The following is a 20,048-nucleotide window of genomic DNA, read 5'->3' on the forward strand; positions in this document are numbered from 1 at the left end:
CCTTAGGCAATCACGAACAAGGGTTGATCAAACTCAACACCTTGGGCGTTTTCGACTAAGATTTGTTTGACCACGCCATTGAACTCGGCTTCGATCTCATTGAGGAGTTTCATCGCTTCAATAATACAAAGTGTTTGACCAACTTTCACGGTATCACCGACCTTCACAAAATCTGGTGACTCAGGGTTTGGTGCGCGGTAAAAAGTACCGACCATTGGCGACTTCATCAAGTTACCTTCAGGTACCTCTGCAACAGGAGTCGAAGCGGGGGATACCTTCTGCTGTGCGGCACCGCCATCTTGATCAATTGCCACTTGTGTCGGCATCGATGGCGGGATGTAGACTTGTTGGACAGTTTGATGTTGACCAGGACGATGATTGACAATTTTTACTTTTTCTTCGCCTTCAGAAATTTCTAATTCAGAAATACCTGATTCGGCAACTAGGTCAATCAGCGTTTTGAGTTTTCTCAAATCCATGAAACATCCTTAATAGAGAGAATTAATAAATCAATACTTTATTTTTGTAATTTTGCGATGACTGCATCAAGGGCTAAGCGGTAGCCAATCGAGCCAAGTCCACAAATGACACCTAAAGCCACATCAGAAAAATAAGAATGATGCCTAAATGCTTCGCGTTGATGAATATTCGACAAATGTACTTCGATAAATGGAATATCAACCCCTATTAGAGCATCACGAATCGCTACGCTCGTATGAGAGTAGCCACCCGGGTTCAGAATAATAAAGTCCACACCTTCAGACTTTGCGAATTGAATGCGATCAATGATCTCACCCTCATGATTACTTTGATAGGTCACTAAATGTACAGAAGATGCTGCAGCTTGAGCTTGAAGTTGTTGATGTATCTCATCTAAAGTTTCACGACCATAAATAGTGGGTTCGCGAGTCCCCAGTAAATTAAGATTGGGACCTTGTAAAACAAGTACTGAACCGATTTGGTGTTTATCTGCGCTCATCTTCGGTGATTTTCATGAAAAGGGTCAAATTGAATAAACGTAGTATAGCTTAAGCAATCCCTAAAAAAACCCAAAATTCTGAAGTTATCCAAAATAATGTATTTTTCTATTTTAAAAATACATTATTTGTTATTAAAAGTTATTTAATTAACTTTAAAATGGAGTTACTTACATCATCTTCCGTTATTTTCCCTAATTTAGAAAATACTTTATTGCCCTTAGGGTCAATGATGATCGTATAGGGCAGAGCACCCTGAGCATTGCCGAGTCGTTTACCCCATTCACTCCCACTGATGCCACCAACGACAATCTGATAAGGCACGGATGTTTTGGCTAAAAATTCACGGATATTGCTTGGAGAATCAATACCAATCCCGATAAATACCACTTTTTGTGGATCAGCCCCCTGACTTAATTTGGCAAGTAGGGGCATTTCTTCAACGCAGGGCGGACACCAAGAAGCCCAAAAATTAATCACAATGATTTTATTTTTCCATGAGCCAGTATCGATGCTTTGACCCTGAGGGTCGTTCCAATCGGCAGCCAGAAACTCTTGATAGACTCCTTGGGGTAAGGAACTTATATCCTCTTTATTTTTCAGGAATGAGGCTCCAAGCCCAATGAATAGACTCACTAAACCAATAATTCCGAGCATCAATAGAAGCGGGAATTGCTTTTTTAAAGATTCTTTTCGATTTAATTCTTCAGTCATTCCTATTCCTTGGATAAAATTACAACATGCACTTACATATTCTCGGTATTTGCGGCACCTTCATGGGAGGTATAGCCGCTATTGCTCGCCAAGCGGGTCATCAGGTCACTGGTTGCGATGCCAATGTTTATCCACCGATGAGTACCCAGTTGGAGGCTCAGGGCATTTCCTTAATAGAAGGTTTTGCTGCAGACCAATTGTCTCTCAAACCAGATTTATTTGTTATAGGAAATGTTGTTTCTAGGGGTAATCCGCTCATGGAAGCGATTTTAAACGCTGGTTTACCTTATGTTTCAGGTCCACAGTGGTTGGGCGAGCAGATCTTACAACAGCATCATGTCCTCTCAGTCGCAGGCACCCACGGTAAAACCACCACAACCGCGATGTTAACGTGGATTTTGGAGGCCAACGGTAAGAATCCCAGTTATTTAGTGGGCGGTGTGCCCAATAATTTTGATGTATCGGCAAGAATTGGCAAAGGCCAAGGATCAAGACCACTCTTTGTGATCGAGGCAGACGAGTACGATACGGCGTTTTTTGATAAACGTAGTAAGTTTGTGCATTACAGGTCTAGTACTGCCATTTTGAATAATCTAGAATTTGATCACGCTGATATCTTTGCAGATTTAGCTGCCATTCAGACGCAATTCCATCATTTAGTTAGAACAGTACCAGGAAATGGTCGTTTAATTGTGAACGGTGACGAAGTAGCACTACAAGACGTTATACAAAAAGGGACGTGGAGCCCAGTGGAGTATTTTGGCAATCAACATCTAGAAGCGACATGGTCATTTGAAAGCTTGGAACATGACGGCTTTTTGGTCAAGAAAAAAGGACAAGTGGTTGCTCAGGTGGTTTGGGATATTTTAGCCAATGTGGCGGGTCGACATAATCAAATGAACGCCCTAGCGGCGATTGCTGCTGCTGAGCATGTTGGGATTTCTCCACAGGATAGCGCAAAGGCATTAGGTACATTTAAAAATGTGAAGCGACGTTTAGAGCTCGTAGGCCAAGTCAATCAAATCAGCGTTTATGATGATTTTGCACACCATCCTACCGCGATTGCGACGACGATTGATGGGCTGCGCAGGCGGATTGGCGGAGAACGTTTACTTGCCGTACTAGAGCCACGCTCCAACACCATGAAGCTAGGCGTCATGAAGCAGCAACTGCCGGATAGCTTAGCCCAAGCCGATCTCGTCTTTGCCTATGGTGCTAAAGAAGGTAAATCTGCCTTAGGTTGGGATTTACAAGAGGCTATGTCTCCCATGGGACAAAAGGCAACAACGTTTGATCAATTAGATACTTTGGTACAAGCAGTTAAGTCAGTTGCAAAGCCAGGTGACCACATCTTGGTGATGAGTAATGGTGGATTTGGTGGCGTCCATCAACAATTACTCAAGGCATTCGCTTAACTATGCACTTTATTTTCGAAGAAGGTGGCGAGATTAAAGGTGCCACAACGATTGGGACTTTTGTTCCTGGGGCAGACCATTATGCTGCGCAAACTCAATTTGGCAAGCGGATCAAACTAAAAGCAAAAGATGTTTGGTACCAATGGTCAAATCAAGACTTGGATAAAGCAATTCTTGAAGCACAAGAATTGGCAACGCAAATTGATATGGATTTTTTGTGGGAATGTGCCCCTGAAGAAGAATTTCAGTTCGAACAGGTCGCAAAAGATTATTTTGGCGCAGGCATTCAGCCAGCACAAATGATTGCGTTAGCTACAGCACTACAAAGTGCCCCCATTTATTTCCGCAGAAAAGGACGAGGTCAATTTTTAAGAGCTCCCGAAGAGCAATTAAAAGCAGCTCTTGCATCTGTGGAACGTAAGCGTAAAGAGGCGCAGTTGCAAAAAGAGTGGGAAGAGCAAATGTTGGCAGGTAATTTACCAGACATGATTGCCCAAGCCACACAGCAACTTTTGTGGAGCCCAGACAAGAACGGTATTGTGTATAAAGCCCTGAGCAATGTCAGCCAGCAACTCAGCATCAATCCAGCGCAATTATTACTCCAGTTAGGGGCGATTCACTCGCCACTTGAGATTCATCAAGGTAAATTTTTAAAAGAATACTTTCCCAAAGGCCCTCAATTTGCAGCTGATGCAGTACTTTCAGAAGATTTGTGGCAGAAAATAGCCAAGGATTTGCCACTCGCAACCGTGCAAGCATTTTCGATTGATGACGCTGCTACAACCGAGATTGATGATGCATTTTCAGTAACACCACTGGCGGATGGAAAATATCAAATCGGTATCCATATTGCAGTTCCAGGTCTCGCGATTGTTCCGGGAGACACCTTAGATCAAGTGGCTCAGAAGCGCATGTCTACCGTCTATTTTCCCGGCGGCAAAATTACCATGTTGCCCCAATCAGTGATTGAGATCTTTTCATTAAATGAACATGCAGCGAGACCCACGATTTCTTTATACGTCACAACCAATGAAGATGGCACCATCGACCTTAGTGCACCACCAAAAACCGTTCTCGAAAAAACATTCATCGCTGATAATGTTCGATTAGGCGAAATTGAACACCTCGTCAATGAAACATCGATAGATGATTCTACACGTAGCGATATTGTTTATCGTCAAGAGCTCAGTGTTTTATGGCGCGCCGCCAAGCAGCTACATGCGCAGCGACAAAAGATACGCATCGAGCATGGACAACGAGAAGAAAAACTAGGTCCACCAGAGCCTGGGAGTTTGCCAAGAGATTTTCATTTTGAAATCCAGACCAGCAATGAACAAGTACTCACTGCAGAAACTTTACTTAAGAGTCCGATTCAAGATCAAGATTGGATACCCATCATTAGCTCTCGCCAACGAGGTTCAGTCATAGACTCCATCGTTGCTGAATGGATGATTTTTAGTAATCAGACTTGGGGATCAATTCTCGCAGCGCATGATCTGCCGGCAATTTACCGAGCACAGCAAGGATGGGGAGCGCAACGCACCAGAATGCAAACTACACCTTGCCGACACGAAGGCTTAGGCGTTGAAAACTATGCATGGTGTACATCACCGCTGCGTAGATATGCGGATTTGGTCAATCAATGGCAATTAATTGCCTATGTACAACAAGGTGTCATGGCAAAATTAGCCGCACCATTTGCTCCAAAAGATACAAAAATCATGAGCCTTTGTGCAGAATTTGATGCGACCTATACCGCTTATAACGCGTATCAACAAATTGCAGAAAAATACTGGTCATTACGCTGGATGCAATCAAAGGGCTTGCCTTGGAGTGGTTATGTGAGAGTTCAAAAAGAAGGCATGGTCAGGGTAGAGCCGATTCCCTTACGTTTATTTGTTCCTGAATTACAGAATGCACCTCGGGGAGCGCGGGTTGAAGTAGAAATCCTCGAGGTTGATTTACTGATGCTCACGGCTTCTGTAAGAGTCATACAGATTCTAGAAAACCAATCTGCAACGCTAGAAGCCGAAGTAGAGGAAGAAGTGCCTGCTCCGATAGTAGATCTGACCCAAGAACCTGCTGCAAGTGAAAGTAATGACAGCGCTAGTACTTAACGAAACCACACATTTGGTCGTCAATCGGCAATGGTATAAGCGATCGATCGTGATTGCACTCGTGGTTTCTTGCTTGATTCATTTGACGGTACTGCTCATGAAAAAAAATGATCCAGTGATTGAGCCTAAACATTTAAAAGCACCCCTTGCCGTTGTGCTCGTCAATAGCCAAAGTCAAAATGCCCCTGTCAATCCAAAGCGACTTGCACAGCACAACTTAAATGGTGGAGGACAACAGGAGGCGCAGGTCAATGCCAGCGCCATCTCACCGATGATTCCTGGCCTTGCAGAAAAATTAAATACGCTACAAGAAGAACAAAATCGCTTATTAAGTAGTATGCGAGAAGACGGTAGTCAGCAAAAAAAAACGACTCAAGGTAAAACCGCTATAGAAAAAGAAGTCACTGACCCATTAGAGGCAGAGCTCGCTAAGCGTGTGGAATTAGAAAGTCAACGCCCACGCAAAGCCACATTGACATCAACAAGTGCAAAATCCGTCGTGTATGCAGAGTACTACAACAGTATGCGTAATAAAGTAGAGGCTTATGGCACTAAATTTTTTCCAAGAGTCAGTGGCCAGCCCCTATACGGCAGTTTAATTGTGATGGTAAGTATTGATCGCGAAGGAAAAATGCTTACTAAACCTAAAGTAGAAAAATCCTCAGGTAATGCAGAATTAGATCGACAAACCTTAGCCATTATTCAGGCTTGCGCTCCTTTTGAAAAATTTCCAGCGAGTATGAAAGCTCAGCTTGATGTCATTGATTGGATTGCCACCTTTACATTTGTAAAGGGCAGTGGACCAACTCAATTAGAATTAAAAATGACGAGCCCTAAACCGTCAACTACCCCTCCCTAAAGGAAGGGGCTTGAAGGGTCAAAAGCCTTAAGAGCCAGGTTGACCAGACTCAGTAGCAGAACACCGCTACTACGTTAGCAGTAAGTCGTCAAGACTCACCTTGGAATGCTTCCTTAGTTCCAAGCTCTGCAAGAAGTAGTCGAAGAAGCAGCAAGGTAAAACTGCCAACGATTACTTCGGTAGCAAAACATCGCTACGAGCTGACTGCTAACATTGTCGAAGGGAGAACGCCGTTAGGCGTCGTAACAAGATCCCGTAAGGGATACGTAGTAACAGTGCAGTAATAGCAGTAGCAGTATTTTTTTATTAAAAGGAGTTTTAGTTGGTCTTTGTTTTAGATAAACGCGGCAAGCCTTTAATGCCATGCACGGAGCGCCGAGCAAGAATCTTGCTCGAACGAGGTCGTGCACGTGTTCATCGCCTGTATCCGATGGTTATCCGACTCGTGGACCGCTTTGCAGAGGATTGTGAGTTCCAAGAGTTAAATCTCAAGCTCGATCCAGGCAGTAAAACAACTGGTGTGGCATTAAACCGCGTAGATGGTTCGACTGAAGCAGTTTTAAATCTGTTCGAACTCATACATCGTGGTGCTTTCATTAGTAAGAAGTTAGAACAAAGACGAGCGCTGCGAAGAACTCGTAGAAATCGTCATACGAGGTATCGGCAGGCTCGCTTTTTAAATCGTGGCAACAAGCAAAGAGGCTGGTTAGCGCCATCGCTGATGCACCGCGTCAATACCACAACTGCATGGGTTGATCGGATCGTGCGCTGGTCTCCAGTGCCTCTTATCACGCAAGAGTTAGTCCGCTTCGATACACAAAAGCTCGAAAATCCAGAGATATCTGGTGTCGAATATCAGCAAGGCACACTGCTCGGCTACGAGGTGCGTGAGTATCTCCTCAACAAGTGGCATCGTGCTTGTGTTTATTGCGATGCTCAGAATGTGCCTTTTGAGGTTGAGCATATTCACCCAAAATCAAAAGGTGGCTCAAATCGAGTATCAAACCTTACTTTAGCCTGTAGAACTTGCAACGAGAAGAAGGACAATCGAGACATACGGGAGTTTTTAGCAAGCGATCCAACACGCTTGGCGAAAATTCTGGCGCAAGCAAAAGCACCTCTCAAAGACGCGGCGGCAGTGAACTCCACGCGCTGGAGGCTGTTTAACGAACTAAAGACGATGGGTATTGTTGTGAAAACAGGCACCGGTGGTCAAACAAAATTTAATCGTTTACAAAACAAGATACCCAAAACCCATGCCCTGGACGCTGCTTGTACTGGTCATGTTGAGTTCATTTCCGATTGGCAAAAGCCTACGCTCTCCATCAAAAGCTCTGGTCATGGAACCTACGCAAGAACCAAATTAGATTCTTACGGTTTCCCGCGCGGCTATTGCCTGCGTCAAAAGCAAGTACATGGTTTTGCAACGGGAGATATCGTCCGAGCCGAAGTCACTAAAGGTAAGAAGATCGGCTCTTATTTTGGCAAGGTCGCCATTCGGGAATCAGGTAGTTTTAACATCAGCACCAACGCTGGTGTCATTCAAGGTGTATCGCATAAATACTGCAAGGTAATTCAACGTGCAGATGGCTATGGATATTTGTTTAACCAAGATAGCAAACAAAGTCGAGTCAAGAGGATTGCTTTGCAATCCGCGCTATCCCTCCCCGGCATGAATGCCGAGGTTTCTCGCGCATTATGATGAATACACCCGATACCCAACTTGATCCGAGAATGCACCCAGAGCAGGCTGTTTATGGCGTGATTGGCAATCCTGTTGCACATAGCTTATCGCCTTTGATTCATGCACAATTTGCCTTACAAGTGAAGCACCCTATCTACTATGGCAAGCTTTATGCAGATTTAGGACAATTCTCACAAACAGTCGATACCTTTTTTGCCAGAGGTGGTCAAGGTTTAAACGTGACAGTTCCATTCAAATCAGAAGCATTTCAGCTATGTCAACAGTTGACGAAGCGAGCTCAAGCTGCAGGTGTCGTGAATATTCTTTGGCAAGAAAATGGCCAATATGTTGGCGATAATTCTGATGGAGTTGGACTCGTCAGAGATATTGAAAAACACCCATTTCAGATTGCTGGGAAGAGGGTGTTGATGATTGGTGCAGGAGGTGCTGTACAGGGAGTAATTTTACCTCTCATGGAAAAAAAGCCAAGCCAAATCACGATTACCAATCGCACATTAGAAAAAGCACAAGCAATTGTGGAGCGTTTTTTACCTCAAGCGCAAGAATATGGAATACAGCTAAATGCCATAGCGCTTGATCACATCATGCAGCTTCAAGAAGCCTATTCCATCATTATCAATGGCACATCTTCAGGCTTGCAGGGCTCATCACCACTCATATTCTCCCAAGCGCAACATTTACAGTCTGTCTTGCAAAGGGCAGAGCCAGGCTTAGCTTACGACATGGTCTATGGCAAAGAGACCGACTTTATGGCCCAAATGAAAACTTGTGACTTTCAGGTGAAAGACGGATTAGGTATGTTGGTGGAGCAGGCTGCTGAGGCATTTGAAGTTTGGCGCAAGCTCCCACAAGGAAGTTTAGATACCGTCACAGTTCTTCAAATGCTTCGCAAGTCTATTGTTTAATAAATACATCTCGTTATTGAGATGGCGACGAGATGCAGACACATTGTCACAGTACAAAACTAATCCATCCAACCTTTGCGTTTGAAGTACCAAAGCGGTGCGATCGTAGAAATGACCATGAGGATGAGAGCTCCAGGGTATCCAAGAGTAAGCTTTAATTCAGGCATAAACTCAAAATTCATGCCCCAAATACTGGCGAGAAGCGTTGGTGGCATAAGACCGACGGACACAACCGCAAAGATTTTAATAATCTTATTTTGATTAATATTAATAAAACCGACAGTAGCATCCATTAAGAAGTTAATCTTATCGAATAAGAAAGCCGTATGGTTTTCAAGAGAATCGATATCACGCAAAATGAGACGTGCCTCTTCCTGTTGTAAATCGGACAACAGCTTACTGCGCATTAAATAGGAAAGGGCGCGACGCGTATCCATCACATTGCGTCGAATACGACCGTTCACGTCTTCCTCTTTGGCAATCGTTTCAAGGACAGTCGCTGCAATTTGATCCGTCACCGTATCAGCCAGAACGACTTTCCCGGCTTCTTCAAGACTTTCGTATACCTCTTCCAAAGAGTCTGCTGAATACTCAGCATCTGTTGAATACAAATCTAACAGAACATCTTTTGCGTCATTCACTGAGCCAGGACGTAAACGTGCGCGCATCCGAACAAGGCGGAACACTGGAAGATCTTCATCATGGATTGAGAATAAAGTGTTGTTGGTCAGAATAAAAGCGACTCGAACGTTACGTGACACATCATCTTCATCGAGTAAAAAATCCGTACGAATATGTAAATAACCATCTTCGCCCTCAAAATACCTGGCAGAAGCCTCTAAATCACCTAATTCTTCAAGTTCAGGCAAAGTAACCCCAAACGCCTCTTTAATCCAGCTTAGTTCTTCGTCATCAGGCTCAATGGCATCGATCCAGATAGGGTCATGATATTTGAGAAGTTCATTACGATCTTCTACTTGTTCTTGAGCTAAACGGCCGTTTTGGAGGGTGAATAAGTTAATCATCTGAGGGGCCCAAAAAATACTTCTCAACTAGAATCATAAGAGAGTTTATATTATTAAAAAGAACTAGGAACAATTTTATGAATGACCAAGCAAATTACCCTGCCAAAAGTAGTGTTAATGGCTTTGTGCAAAAGTATCAACGACGGGTAGAGTCTCACAATACCATGCTCTGTGTGGGGCTAGACCCTGATATCTCCAAATTACCAGCCACCATTGGCGGACAGGGTGGAGCGATTTATTCATTTTGTCGAGAGATTGTTGATGCTACAGCTGACCTCGTTTGTGCGTATAAGCCACAAATTGCGTATTTTGCCTCTGCAAGGGCTGAAGACCAGTTAGAGCAATTAATCGACTATATTCATCAAAATTATCCGGATATTCCAGTTATTTTAGATGCCAAACGTGGGGATATAGGTTCAACCGCGAATCATTATGCGGCAGAAGCTTTTGACAGATATCAGGCGGATGCAGTCACAGCAAACCCCTATATGGGCTTTGACTCTATAGAACCCTATCTCGCATATCAAGATCGTGGTGTTTTTATTTTGTGCAGAACATCTAATCCAGGTGGTTCGGATTTACAGTTTCTAGAGTTAAACCATGGGCAAGCACCCCAAAAGTTATTTGAAAAAGTAGCTCAATTAGCAGCAAATGAGTGGAATCAGTCAGGTCAAATTGGATTAGTTGTTGGGGCAACCTTTCCGGCGGAGATTGAGACTGTCAGAAACATTGTGGGCGACGCAATGCCCCTCTTGATCCCAGGAATCGGCGCTCAGGGTGGGGATACCATTGCCACAGTTAAAGCCGGGCACAATACCAATTTACTCATTAACTCATCGCGCGCCATCTTATACGCCAGTAGTGATCAAGATTTTGCTCAAGCAGCAAGAAAAGTAGCGATGCAAACCCGCGACGCTATCCGAGCGGTTTAGGAAATTATTTCAAGATTTTTTCAAGGCGAGTAATCATCCCAAGAATCGCATAGTCACGCGCAAGAGTGCGTACATGAAGACGAGTTTGGTCATTAATCATATCTTGCGGACTTAGTAAAGCGACACCTTCGCTTTCAACCATGAGAGAGTCCTTATTCTGAATTGCCCAAGAAAAGCATACAAAGCCCACTGGCTTTTCAAGACTTCCACCAGTTGGACCAGCTACACCCGTAATTGCTAAAGAAACTTGCGCGCCACTCGAGCTGATAGCACCTTTAGCCATTTCTTCTGCAACAGAGACACTCACTGCCCCGTGGGTTTGGATGAGATCCATCGAAACACCTAGTTCTTGGTGTTTTGATTCATTGCTATAAGTCACAAACCCACGTTCAAACCAACTACTAGACCCTGAAAGGTCAGTTAAAGCAGCAGCTACCATACCGCCAGTACACGACTCAGCCGTACAAATAGATAGATGGTTGGACAGTAATAACTGGGCTAATTTCGCAACATGTTGCTCAAGAGGAACTTGATTCATTAAATAAAACCTAACTTAATAAAAACAGATAAAACAATTAAAGTAAAAAATGCAGCTAAAAGATCGTCAATCATAACTCCAAAGCCACGAAACAGTTGTTGCCACTTGCCAAAAAAACCATCACCTTGCCAATTTTTAAAGTAGGTATCAACCCAACGGATAGGGCCAGGTTTAGCAATATCAAAGAAACGAAACAAAACAAAAGCAAGAAGCTGTATTTTCCATGAAGCTGGTAAAACGAACAATAAGATCATCCAAAATGCGATGATTTCATCCCAAACCATACCCGAGTGGTCAAATATCTGAAGTTCTGCCCCAGATTTACCGCAAGCCCAACAACCCACACCAAAACCGAATATCAGCAAAATACTCATGTCCGTCAAAGAAAAACCTGAAAAAAAATACTGGAATATCAGTGCAAAAGCCCAGGCCCATAAGGTCCCCACCGTACCAGGCCCTAATTTACTCAGACCACTCCCAAAGCCAAAGGCGATTGAGCGCCATGGACGTTCAAACATCCAACGTCGATTGGGTAGAGTTAAGGACGAAGGCGTTTGCATGTTTTATTTAAAGTGATCAAAAGAACGCATGTATTGTTTTGCTAAATCGGCAGGCAAGGCAGCACCATCATCATCTAAAAGAGTCATATTTGCTTGATCAGGCATTGTTTCGGTAACCTCACCAATACGGGTTAATGGCAGGTGCAGATGTTCACTTAAGGTTTTTATAAGATCACGATGTTTTTGGGGTGCAGTAAAGCACAACTCATAATCATCTCCGCCTTTAAGCGTACATAAACGTCTCAGTTCTAAAGAAACCTCACGCAATTGAGGCGAACAAGGAATCTCATCAATCCAGATGTTTGCATGCACTTTTGATGCATGTAATATGTGCCCTAAATCCCCGAGTAAGCCATCAGAAACATCAATCGCACTACTGGCGATACCTCTTAAGCCCAGACCAAGATCAATCCGCGGAGTGGGCGCATCCATTCGATGAGCGAGTTCGTGCCAAGGTAATTCCATATTCCATTCCCCGCGACGAAAACCCAAAACAAGTCTTGCATCACCAACCGTATTTGAGAGCCAAATATCATCTCCAATTTGAGCCCCACTGCGCCTTAAAGCTTGTTGTGGATTAACCTTACCAAAGGCAGTAATCGAGATAGTTAAAGGACCAGCCGTCGTATCACCACCAATTAACCCACAGTTATGGAAGTCAGCGATCGTATGAAGACCTTGAGAAAACTGTTCTAACCAAGGAATATCGATACCTGGAAGAGCAATACTTAAGTTATAAGCAACAGGCTTTGCACCCATTGCGGCTAAATCTGACAAATTAACTGCTAAACACTTATGACCTAATAAGGTGGGATTGGCATCTTTAAAAAAATGGCGACCCTCAACGAGCATATCGCTAGTAATTGCATACACTTCCCCAGATGGCGGAGAATTGATGAGAGCACAATCATCACCAATTCCTAAAATGATAGGAGACTCAGATAAAGACCCTTGAGAAGGACTAAACTCCGAAGGGGTAAAGAAACGTCGAATCACGTCAAATTCGCCTATTGGGTCAGAATCTTCAAAAGCCATGATAGTTTCTAGCAGTTGTCAAAATAAATAGCGTAAAGTAATTAAAAAATTGTAATAGGAAAAATATGAGCAAAGAGTCTAGTAAAGCACAAAACGATCAGGCCGCCGCTTTAAAGCAAGCCGCTCTTGAATATCATCAATTTCCCACTCCAGGAAAAATTGCCATAGCACCAACGAAGCAGTTAACGAACCAACGCGACTTGGCTTTAGCATACACTCCAGGCGTTGCTGCAGCATGCCTTGAAATCGTCAGCGATCCAGCCAATGCATTCAAATATACATCAAGAGGCAACTTAGTTGGCGTTATTACCAACGGCACAGCAGTCCTTGGACTTGGCAATATTGGCGCATTAGCAAGTAAACCTGTCATGGAAGGCAAGGCTGTATTATTCAAAAAATTTGCCGGAATCGATGTATTTGATATTGAACTCAATCAAAATGATCCTGATAAGTTAGTTGAGGCTATTGCAGCACTCGAGCCCACCTTTGGTGGAATTAATTTAGAAGACATTAAAGCTCCAGACTGTTTTTATGTGGAGCGTAAATTACGTGAACGTTTAAAGATTCCAGTCTTTCATGATGATCAGCATGGTACAGCGATCGTCGTTGGAGCCGCCATCACCAATGGCTTAAAGATTGTCAATAAAGATATTAAAGATGTCAAATTAGTGGCTTCTGGGGCGGGTGCAGCAGCGCTTGCCTGCCTTAAATTACTCGTTGATCTTGGGATGCGCGTCGAAAATATCTGGGTAACAGATTTAGCTGGCGTTGTGTATCGTGGCCGTAAAGAGTTAATGGATCCTGATAAAGACGTATTTGCCAAAGACACTGATGCCCGGAAGCTAATTGATGTGATGGGTGATGCGGATATTCTTTTAGGATTATCTGCAGGAGGGGTAGTGAGCCAAGAGATGGTAAAAAAAATGGCTCCTAATCCACTCGTTTTTGTTCTTGCAAACCCTACCCCAGAAATACACCCAGCTGATGTTAAAGAAGTTAGACCAGACGCGATTATTGCGACAGGCAGAACGGACTACCCCAATCAAGTCAATAACGTTTTATGTTTCCCTTTTGTTTTTAGAGGAGCCTTAGATGTTGGCGCAACGACCATTACTCGTGAAATGGAAATTGCCGCTGTGAACGCATTAGCTGAGCTTGCACGTGCAGAGCAAAGTGATGTGGTTGCCACGGCATACGGCACAGCCGATTTAACATTTGGGCCAGAGTATTTAATACCTAAGCCATTTGATCCAAGACTGATTACGATTATTTCCCCAGCGGTGGCAAAAGCAGCGATGGATTCAGGAGTAGCGACACGTCCGATTACTGACTTTACGGCTTATCAAGAACAACTTGAACAATTTGTTTACCACTCTGGCACGATCATGAAGCCCCTGTTCTCAGCGGCTAAAAAAATTCATGAAACACAAAAGAGAATTGTATTTTGTGAAGGTGAAGATGAAAGAATCTTACGTGCAGCTCAAGTATTGGTGGATGAGGGGATTTTAGTACCGATTTTAATTGGTAGACCATCGATTATTGTGAGCCGCATTGAGCGACTAGGTTTACGTCTAGTCCGTGATGTGGATTACACCATCACTGATCCAGCCCAAGATGATCGTTTTAAAGATTATTGGGAAACCTTTTATGAGTTAACTAAGCGCAAAGGTGTCACAGAACAATATGCTAAATTAGAAGTACGAAGACGTAGTTCTCTTATTGGTTCGTTGATGGTCAAGAAGAATCAAGCCGATGGCATGATTTGTGGCATTGTTGGAAATTCATCAGCACATTTGCACTACATCGACGAAGTGATTGGACATGAAGTTGGTGCAACGGTGTATGCGGCCATGAATGCTTTAGTGTTGCCAACACGCCAACTATTTATTGTTGATACACACATTAACTATGATCCAAGCGCAGAAGAACTTGCACAGATCACTTTACTTGCTGCGGCTGAGATGAAGTCTTTTAACATCACAGCTAAAGTTGCCCTTTTGTCACATTCAAATTTTGGTTCATCAAATCAAGAGTCTGCAGTCAAGATGCGCAAGGTTTTAGCGATCTTGCGTGAAACTGCTCCAGACTTAGAAGTCGACGGAGAGATGCACGGCGATAGTGCGTTAAGTGACAAAATTCGTTTGAGCATCCTTAAAGATTCAACATTGCGCAGTGAAGCCAATTTATTGGTGATGCCAAATTTAGATGCTGCGAATATTTCGTATAACTTACTCAAACAATCTGCTGGAGAAGGTATTGCGATTGGTCCGATCTTGTTGGGCGCAGCAAAATCAGTGCATATTTTGACTCCATCATCGACCGTGCGTCGAATTGTCAATTTAGCAACTTTAGCTGTGATGGGAGTTCAAACACATCGTTAGAAGAGGCCATATTTCTTCGGGAATTAGTGATCAATTGTTCACTTAAAAAGTAAACTTTTGTTTACTAAGTGTTTGAATTTAAAACACTCTTGATTTTTTAGGACGTATTGATTTGGTAGTTGGTGTTAACTAACAAAAATTTATAAGTATTAAAATCAATGACTTATAAAATATTTTCGCAGTGACTACTTGTCAAAATTACAAGAAAAGTGTAATCTTGAGTGATTATGATTACAAACATTCCAGAAAACGCTTCAATCGCTGGCTGGGAAGAAGATCAGATTTCTGATCACAGCCATAGTTCAACCCCAGACCATTCCGGTCATTACGCAGGTATGATTATGCCAAGTACGCCTTCTACATATCAATATAGCAATCATTTATATCCAACAGGTAGTGTTTTGCGTGATTTAAGCGCAATTCCTCCAAAAAAACAGCCGCCATCTTGGAGAGCAGCGTTAGCAGTTCGTGACGGTGGTCCAGCAGCGATGCTACGTAGTGTCAGAACAAATATTGTGCAATCGATTCGTGCATTTCGTACAGAAGAATTAATGGAAGCCGCTAGTGAACTAGGGCAGCACTTTGTCTTCGCAAATGCAGCTAACGCGTATACAAAAAGTGAAGTTTTAGATTCGATTGCTAAGGCGTATCACTTTACCAAGCAACAGGCAAAAAACTATGACCCATTGCTCGATGCTCTGACAACATTAATTGATAAATCTGGCCCACAACCTGGTTTTGTTGTGGTTCTTGAAGGTTTACCAAGTACGCTTAAATTTGATAAAGATGCTCGTGAAACATTATTAGATGTTTTTAGAGATGCTGTTGAATATTGGGCAGAGCGTCGCGTACCTTATCGCGTGTTTTACTCGTTCGCGAATTAATTAGAACTGTCCCCAAACACTATGAACAGCTGACATCGCAACGATGCCAGCTGTTTCAGTTCTAAGAACCCGTTTTCCTAGACTCACTCCAGTAAAGCCCTTCGCGGCAATCGCAGAATTTTCTTCAGGACTAAAACCGCCTTCAGGTCCAATCATGAACATGAGATTTTGACCAGGCGCTCTTTTTAAAACACTCACTAGCTTTAAATCAGCGGTAGGTGATAAATACAGAGCAAGTTGATTCTCGAGTGAGCCCATATTCTGAAGATAATGTTGTAAGGTTTGAGCGGCCTCGATACTTGGTAAAACGCTACGCCCGCACTGCTCACAACTAGAAATCACAATTTGTTGCCAGTGAGTTAGTTTTTTTTCAGCTTTTTTATCATCCAAGCGCACAATACTGCGTTCCATTTGCAAAGGAATGATGTGATGCACGCCTAACTCGACAGCCTTTTCTATAATCCAATCCATTTTTTCATTAGCAGCAAGACCTTGCAGTAAGACAATGGGGTAGGGGGACTCTAATACAGTGTCTTCATGAATATCCGATAAAGATAAAAGGGTTTGTTTATCTGTGGGTTCATGAATAATCCGCGCCTGAGCAATTTTGCCGTGACCATTAAATACCTGAAACTCTTGATCTACCCGAATTCTTCTGACACGCAGATGGTGCCGAAGTTCAGTCGGGGCAATAATAGGATTTTCAGACCAATTTCCAGGAAGATAAAAATGTGACATACCTCGAATGTTAAAATAAATAATCCTTTTCGTCTTCTATTTCTTATTAAGATCCAAAAATGCCAGCCCAATACACTCCCGAAAATCAACAAATCATGGCAAGTGCCATCCGTGTTTTATCCATGGACGCAGTTCAAAAAGCCAATTCTGGTCATCCCGGTATGCCCATGGGCATGGCAGACATTGCTGTAGCGCTTTGGGCACATCACCTCAAACACAATCCAAAGAATCCCTTGTGGCCTGATCGTGATCGATTTGTTTTATCTAATGGACATGGCTCCATGTTGTTATATTCCGTACTCCATTTGACGGGCTATGATTTACCGATGACAGAAATCGAAAATTTCCGTCAATTACATAGCAAGACGGCAGGGCATCCAGAATATAAAGTCACACCTGGAGTTGAAACAACGACAGGGCCACTCGGGCAAGGTATCACGAACGCCGTTGGTATGGCACTAGCAGAGCGACTACTTGCCGAAGAGTTCAATCGCCCTGGACATTGTATTGTGAATCACTACACCTATGCATTTTTAGGTGATGGTTGTTTGATGGAGGGGATTAGCCATGAAGCCTGTTCATTGGCTGGTACTTTAGGACTCAATAAACTCATCGCGTTGTGGGACGATAACGGTATTTCAATCGACGGCAGAGTGGTATCTTGGTTTAATGATGACACACCAAAACGTTTCGAAGCGTATGGATGGAACGTGATTCGAGATATTAATGGACATGATGCTGAAGAAGTATCAAATGCGATTGCATATGCCAAATCCATGAACAATGGCAAACCAACTTTGATCGCATGCAAAACAAGAATTGGTCAAGGATCGCCTAATATGGCGGATTCCGATAAAGTGCATGGCGCACCACTGGGCGCAAATGAAATTGCTGCAACAAGAGCAGCATTAGGTTGGGAGCATGCCCCATTTGTGATTCCACAAGAAGTGTACGACTTGTGGGATGCAAAAGAAATGGGAGCGGCAACAGAGCAAATTTGGACACTTGATTTTAAAGCCTATCAAGCAGCCTATCCGGACCTAGCAAAAGAATTTTTAAGACGGACTGCTGGTGATTTATCAGATCAATTTGCACAAGTAGCGAAGGACCTGATTCAATCAACCGTAGATAAAGCAGAAACGATTGCCACACGTAAAGCCAGCCAAAATGCGATTGAAGGTTTATCCAAAGCAATGCCCGAGTTTATGGGCGGTTCTGCTGATTTAACTGGATCGAATCTCACCAATTGGAGTACGTGTATTGCCCTGCGTAAAAATCAGTGGGGCAATCACATCAACTATGGTGTACGTGAATTCGGGATGAGTGCCATCATGAATGGTATTGCTTTGCATGGCGGATATATTCCCTTTGGCGCCACCTTCTTAACCTTTTCTGACTATAGCCGTAACGCTTTGCGGATGGCTGCCCTCATGAAGATACGTAGTATTTTTGTGTTTACCCATGATTCGATTGGCCTTGGAGAAGATGGGCCAACGCATCAAGCAGTGGAGCATGTGGCAAGTTTACGTTTGATTCCGAACATGGATGTTTGGCGTCCAGCAGATACAACCGAAGCCGCCGTTGCATGGGCGCATGCAATTGAGCGTCGTCATGGCCCTAGTAGTTTAATTTTTAGTCGCCAAAACTGCCCTTATCTCCCAAAAGATCAAAAGCAAATCAACAATATTGCTAAAGGTGGCTATGTGATTCATGCGGTTAAGAACCCTGAGCTTGTTTTGATGGCAACCGGTTCTGAAGTTGGTCTTGCAATGGAAGTTGCGAAGCGTTTGGCGGCATTAGGTAAGCAAGTTAATGTAGTTTCTATGCCATCGACCACGACGTTTGATCAACAAAGCCAAGCTTATAAATCAGAAGTATTACCAACTGGAGTACCACGCATTGCGATCGAAGCAGGTGTGACAGATTTCTGGTGGAAATACGGTTGTGCCGCGGTGCATGGTATCGATACCTTTGGTGAGTCTGCTCCCGCAGGTGTTTTATATCAACACTTTGGTTTAACCGCAGAGAATATTGAAAAAACGGCTCTCAATGTGCTGGAGTAATAAAATAGCGCTTTAAGAATATGTACTTGTTGTGTGTGAATGGATGAAGGAACAAAGATGACGATTCGTGTAGCAATTAATGGATATGGCCGAATTGGGCGTATGGTACTACGTGCCATCTACGAAGAAAAACGTGACATTAAAGTGGTCGCTATTAATGGTTTAGGTGGTATTGATATCAACGCTCATTTAACGCAATATGATTCTGCACATGGTCGTTTTAATGCCGAAGTGAGCGTTGATGGTGATTACCTCATCATTAATGGTGATCGCATCAAAATGTATTCCACGCGTAACCCTCTAGAAACCCCTTGGGGAGAGCATCAGGTTGATGTCGTACTAGAATGTTCGGGAGCTTTTACTACCAAAGAAAAAGCCATGGTGCATATTCAGCAAGGCGCTAAGAAAGTATTGATCTCTGCACCAGGTGGAGATGATGTTGACGCAACGATTGTGTATGGGGTGAATCATGAAGTACTCAAAGCCACTGATCAAGTCGTATCGAATGCGAGTTGTACAACCAACTGTTTAGCCCCATTAGTAAAACCACTTCTTGAGAAGATTGGTATCGATGCTGGACTCATGACAACGATTCATGCATATACCAATGATCAAGTATTAACGGATGTGTATCACAAAGATATGCGTCGTGCCCGCTCAGCAACCATGAGTCTAATTCCAACCAAGACTGGTGCGGCTAAAGCCGTTGGCCTTGTATTACCTGCTCTAGTTGGAAAATTTGATGGCTTTGCGATGCGCGTTCCGACCATCAATGTCTCGGTAGTCGATTTAACATTTACAGCCTCACGATCAACGACTGTGGAAGAAGTAAATCAAATTCTGAAAACAGCTAGCGAAGGTGAACTAAAAGGTATATTGGCTTTTAATACATTGCCACTTGTTTCTATCGACTTTAATCATAACCCTACACCGAGTATTTTTGACAGTACGCAAACTCGTGTTTCTAAAGATGGCAAATTAGTCAAAGTGTTGTCTTGGTATGACAATGAGTGGGGCTATAGCGTTCAAATGCTCAATGCTACTGAAGCTTTGATGGGTGCTAAATAAAAGTAAAAATAATTAATAAAGTTAATTATTCGATCCAATAATCGTTGGATCTTATTTTTAATTAGTATCCTAATCTCTCGATTCTTGTCATCTTAATGAAAAACGATTCAATCACCCCAAGGTAACAACGAG

General features: G+C 43.2%; 18 protein-coding genes. 10 read left to right on the top strand and 8 right to left on the bottom strand.

All coding sequences use genetic code 11. The features are described 5' to 3' along the window. Positions 1 to 2: 2 nt before the first annotated feature. The 3 genes from accB to QMN06_RS01200 form a co-directional block, all read right to left on the bottom strand. Positions 3 to 479, bottom strand: a complete 477-nt coding sequence (accB, locus tag QMN06_RS01190; RefSeq protein WP_281970670.1) for an acetyl-CoA carboxylase biotin carboxyl carrier protein — start codon at positions 477 to 479, stop codon at positions 3 to 5. A 38-nt stretch (positions 480 to 517) separates the two neighbouring features. Continuing rightward, the gene (gene aroQ / locus QMN06_RS01195) at positions 518 to 979 is read right to left on the bottom strand and encodes a type II 3-dehydroquinate dehydratase (RefSeq protein WP_281970671.1); all 462 of its coding nucleotides are present in this window, start codon (positions 977 to 979) and stop codon (positions 518 to 520) included. 139 nt (positions 980 to 1,118) lie between these two features. Beyond that, positions 1,119 to 1,691, bottom strand: a complete 573-nt coding sequence (locus QMN06_RS01200; RefSeq protein WP_281970672.1) for a TlpA disulfide reductase family protein — start codon at positions 1,689 to 1,691, stop codon at positions 1,119 to 1,121. Between the two features lie 26 nt (positions 1,692 to 1,717). On the opposite strand from QMN06_RS01200, the gene mpl reads away from it, so the two are divergent. The 5 genes from mpl to aroE all read left to right on the top strand — a co-directional run bounded on the left by mpl (position 1,718) and on the right by aroE (position 8,692). Beyond that, positions 1,718 to 3,106: a UDP-N-acetylmuramate:L-alanyl-gamma-D-glutamyl-meso-diaminopimelate ligase gene (mpl, locus tag QMN06_RS01205; protein WP_281970673.1), complete on the top strand. Its 1,389-nt coding sequence runs from the start codon at positions 1,718 to 1,720 to the stop codon at positions 3,104 to 3,106. A 2-nt stretch (positions 3,107 to 3,108) separates the two neighbouring features. After that, positions 3,109 to 5,223, top strand: coding sequence for an RNB domain-containing ribonuclease (locus QMN06_RS01210; RefSeq protein ID WP_281970675.1), 2,115 nt, complete (start codon positions 3,109 to 3,111; stop codon positions 5,221 to 5,223). Further along, positions 5,204 to 6,082, top strand: coding sequence for an energy transducer TonB (locus QMN06_RS01215; RefSeq protein ID WP_281970677.1), 879 nt, complete (start codon positions 5,204 to 5,206; stop codon positions 6,080 to 6,082). The genes QMN06_RS01210 and QMN06_RS01215 overlap by 20 nt, the downstream gene beginning before the upstream one ends. Before the next feature lie 322 nt (positions 6,083 to 6,404). Next, entirely contained in the window at positions 6,405 to 7,784 is a 1,380-nt protein-coding gene (gene iscB / locus QMN06_RS01220) for an RNA-guided endonuclease IscB (protein ID WP_281970678.1), read from the top strand. Then, the gene (aroE, locus tag QMN06_RS01225) at positions 7,781 to 8,692 is read left to right on the top strand and encodes a shikimate dehydrogenase (protein WP_281970679.1); all 912 of its coding nucleotides are present in this window, start codon (positions 7,781 to 7,783) and stop codon (positions 8,690 to 8,692) included. The genes iscB and aroE overlap by 4 nt, the downstream gene beginning before the upstream one ends. A 59-nt stretch (positions 8,693 to 8,751) precedes the next feature. On the opposite strand, the gene corA is transcribed toward aroE, so the two are convergent. Then, complete coding sequence (gene corA, locus QMN06_RS01230) at positions 8,752 to 9,717, bottom strand: magnesium/cobalt transporter CorA (protein WP_281970680.1); 966 nt, start codon at positions 9,715 to 9,717, stop codon at positions 8,752 to 8,754. 77 nt (positions 9,718 to 9,794) lie between these two features. Between corA and pyrF the strand changes: the two genes are divergently transcribed. Beyond that, on the top strand, positions 9,795 to 10,649 hold the full coding sequence (gene pyrF, locus QMN06_RS01235; RefSeq protein ID WP_281970682.1) for an orotidine-5'-phosphate decarboxylase: 855 nt from the start codon (positions 9,795 to 9,797) through the stop codon (positions 10,647 to 10,649). 4 nt (positions 10,650 to 10,653) lie between these two features. Here the strand turns inward: pyrF and QMN06_RS01240 are convergent, their stop codons facing one another. The 3 genes from QMN06_RS01240 to thiL are packed head-to-tail and all read right to left on the bottom strand — an operon-like array spanning position 10,654 to position 12,782. Continuing rightward, positions 10,654 to 11,187, bottom strand: coding sequence for a CinA family protein (locus QMN06_RS01240; RefSeq protein ID WP_281970683.1), 534 nt, complete (start codon positions 11,185 to 11,187; stop codon positions 10,654 to 10,656). After that, on the bottom strand, positions 11,187 to 11,747 hold the full coding sequence (locus QMN06_RS01245) for a phosphatidylglycerophosphatase A (protein WP_281970684.1): 561 nt from the start codon (positions 11,745 to 11,747) through the stop codon (positions 11,187 to 11,189). Before QMN06_RS01245 ends, QMN06_RS01240 begins: the two co-directional genes overlap by 1 nt. A 3-nt stretch (positions 11,748 to 11,750) precedes the next feature. After that, on the bottom strand, positions 11,751 to 12,782 hold the full coding sequence (thiL, locus tag QMN06_RS01250; protein WP_281970685.1) for a thiamine-phosphate kinase: 1,032 nt from the start codon (positions 12,780 to 12,782) through the stop codon (positions 11,751 to 11,753). 65 nt (positions 12,783 to 12,847) lie between these two features. On the opposite strand from thiL, the gene QMN06_RS01255 reads away from it, so the two are divergent. Together QMN06_RS01255 and QMN06_RS01260 are read left to right on the top strand one after the other, a co-directional pair. Then, positions 12,848 to 15,163 (top strand): NADP-dependent malic enzyme, encoded by a 2,316-nt coding sequence (locus QMN06_RS01255; RefSeq protein WP_281970686.1) that lies wholly within the window; start codon positions 12,848 to 12,850, stop codon positions 15,161 to 15,163. Between the two features lie 227 nt (positions 15,164 to 15,390). Then, positions 15,391 to 16,047: a barstar family protein gene (locus QMN06_RS01260; RefSeq protein WP_281970687.1), complete on the top strand. Its 657-nt coding sequence runs from the start codon at positions 15,391 to 15,393 to the stop codon at positions 16,045 to 16,047. Here QMN06_RS01260 and QMN06_RS01265 read toward each other — a convergent pair whose 3' ends face one another. After that, positions 16,048 to 16,785, bottom strand: a complete 738-nt coding sequence (locus QMN06_RS01265) for a 16S rRNA (uracil(1498)-N(3))-methyltransferase (protein ID WP_281970688.1) — start codon at positions 16,783 to 16,785, stop codon at positions 16,048 to 16,050. Between the two features lie 59 nt (positions 16,786 to 16,844). On the opposite strand from QMN06_RS01265, the gene tkt reads away from it, so the two are divergent. Beyond that, on the top strand, positions 16,845 to 18,848 hold the full coding sequence (gene tkt / locus QMN06_RS01270; RefSeq protein ID WP_281970689.1) for a transketolase: 2,004 nt from the start codon (positions 16,845 to 16,847) through the stop codon (positions 18,846 to 18,848). A gap of 57 nt (positions 18,849 to 18,905) precedes the next feature. Beyond that, positions 18,906 to 19,916 carry a type I glyceraldehyde-3-phosphate dehydrogenase gene (gene gap / locus QMN06_RS01275; protein WP_281970690.1) on the top strand — a complete coding sequence of 337 codons (1,011 nt, stop codon included), beginning with the start codon at positions 18,906 to 18,908 and terminating at the stop codon, positions 19,914 to 19,916. Positions 19,917 to 20,048 lie beyond the last annotated feature (132 nt).

This window comes from Polynucleobacter sp. SHI8, assembly GCF_027944005.1.
Lineage (GTDB): Bacteria > Pseudomonadota > Gammaproteobacteria > Burkholderiales > Burkholderiaceae > Polynucleobacter.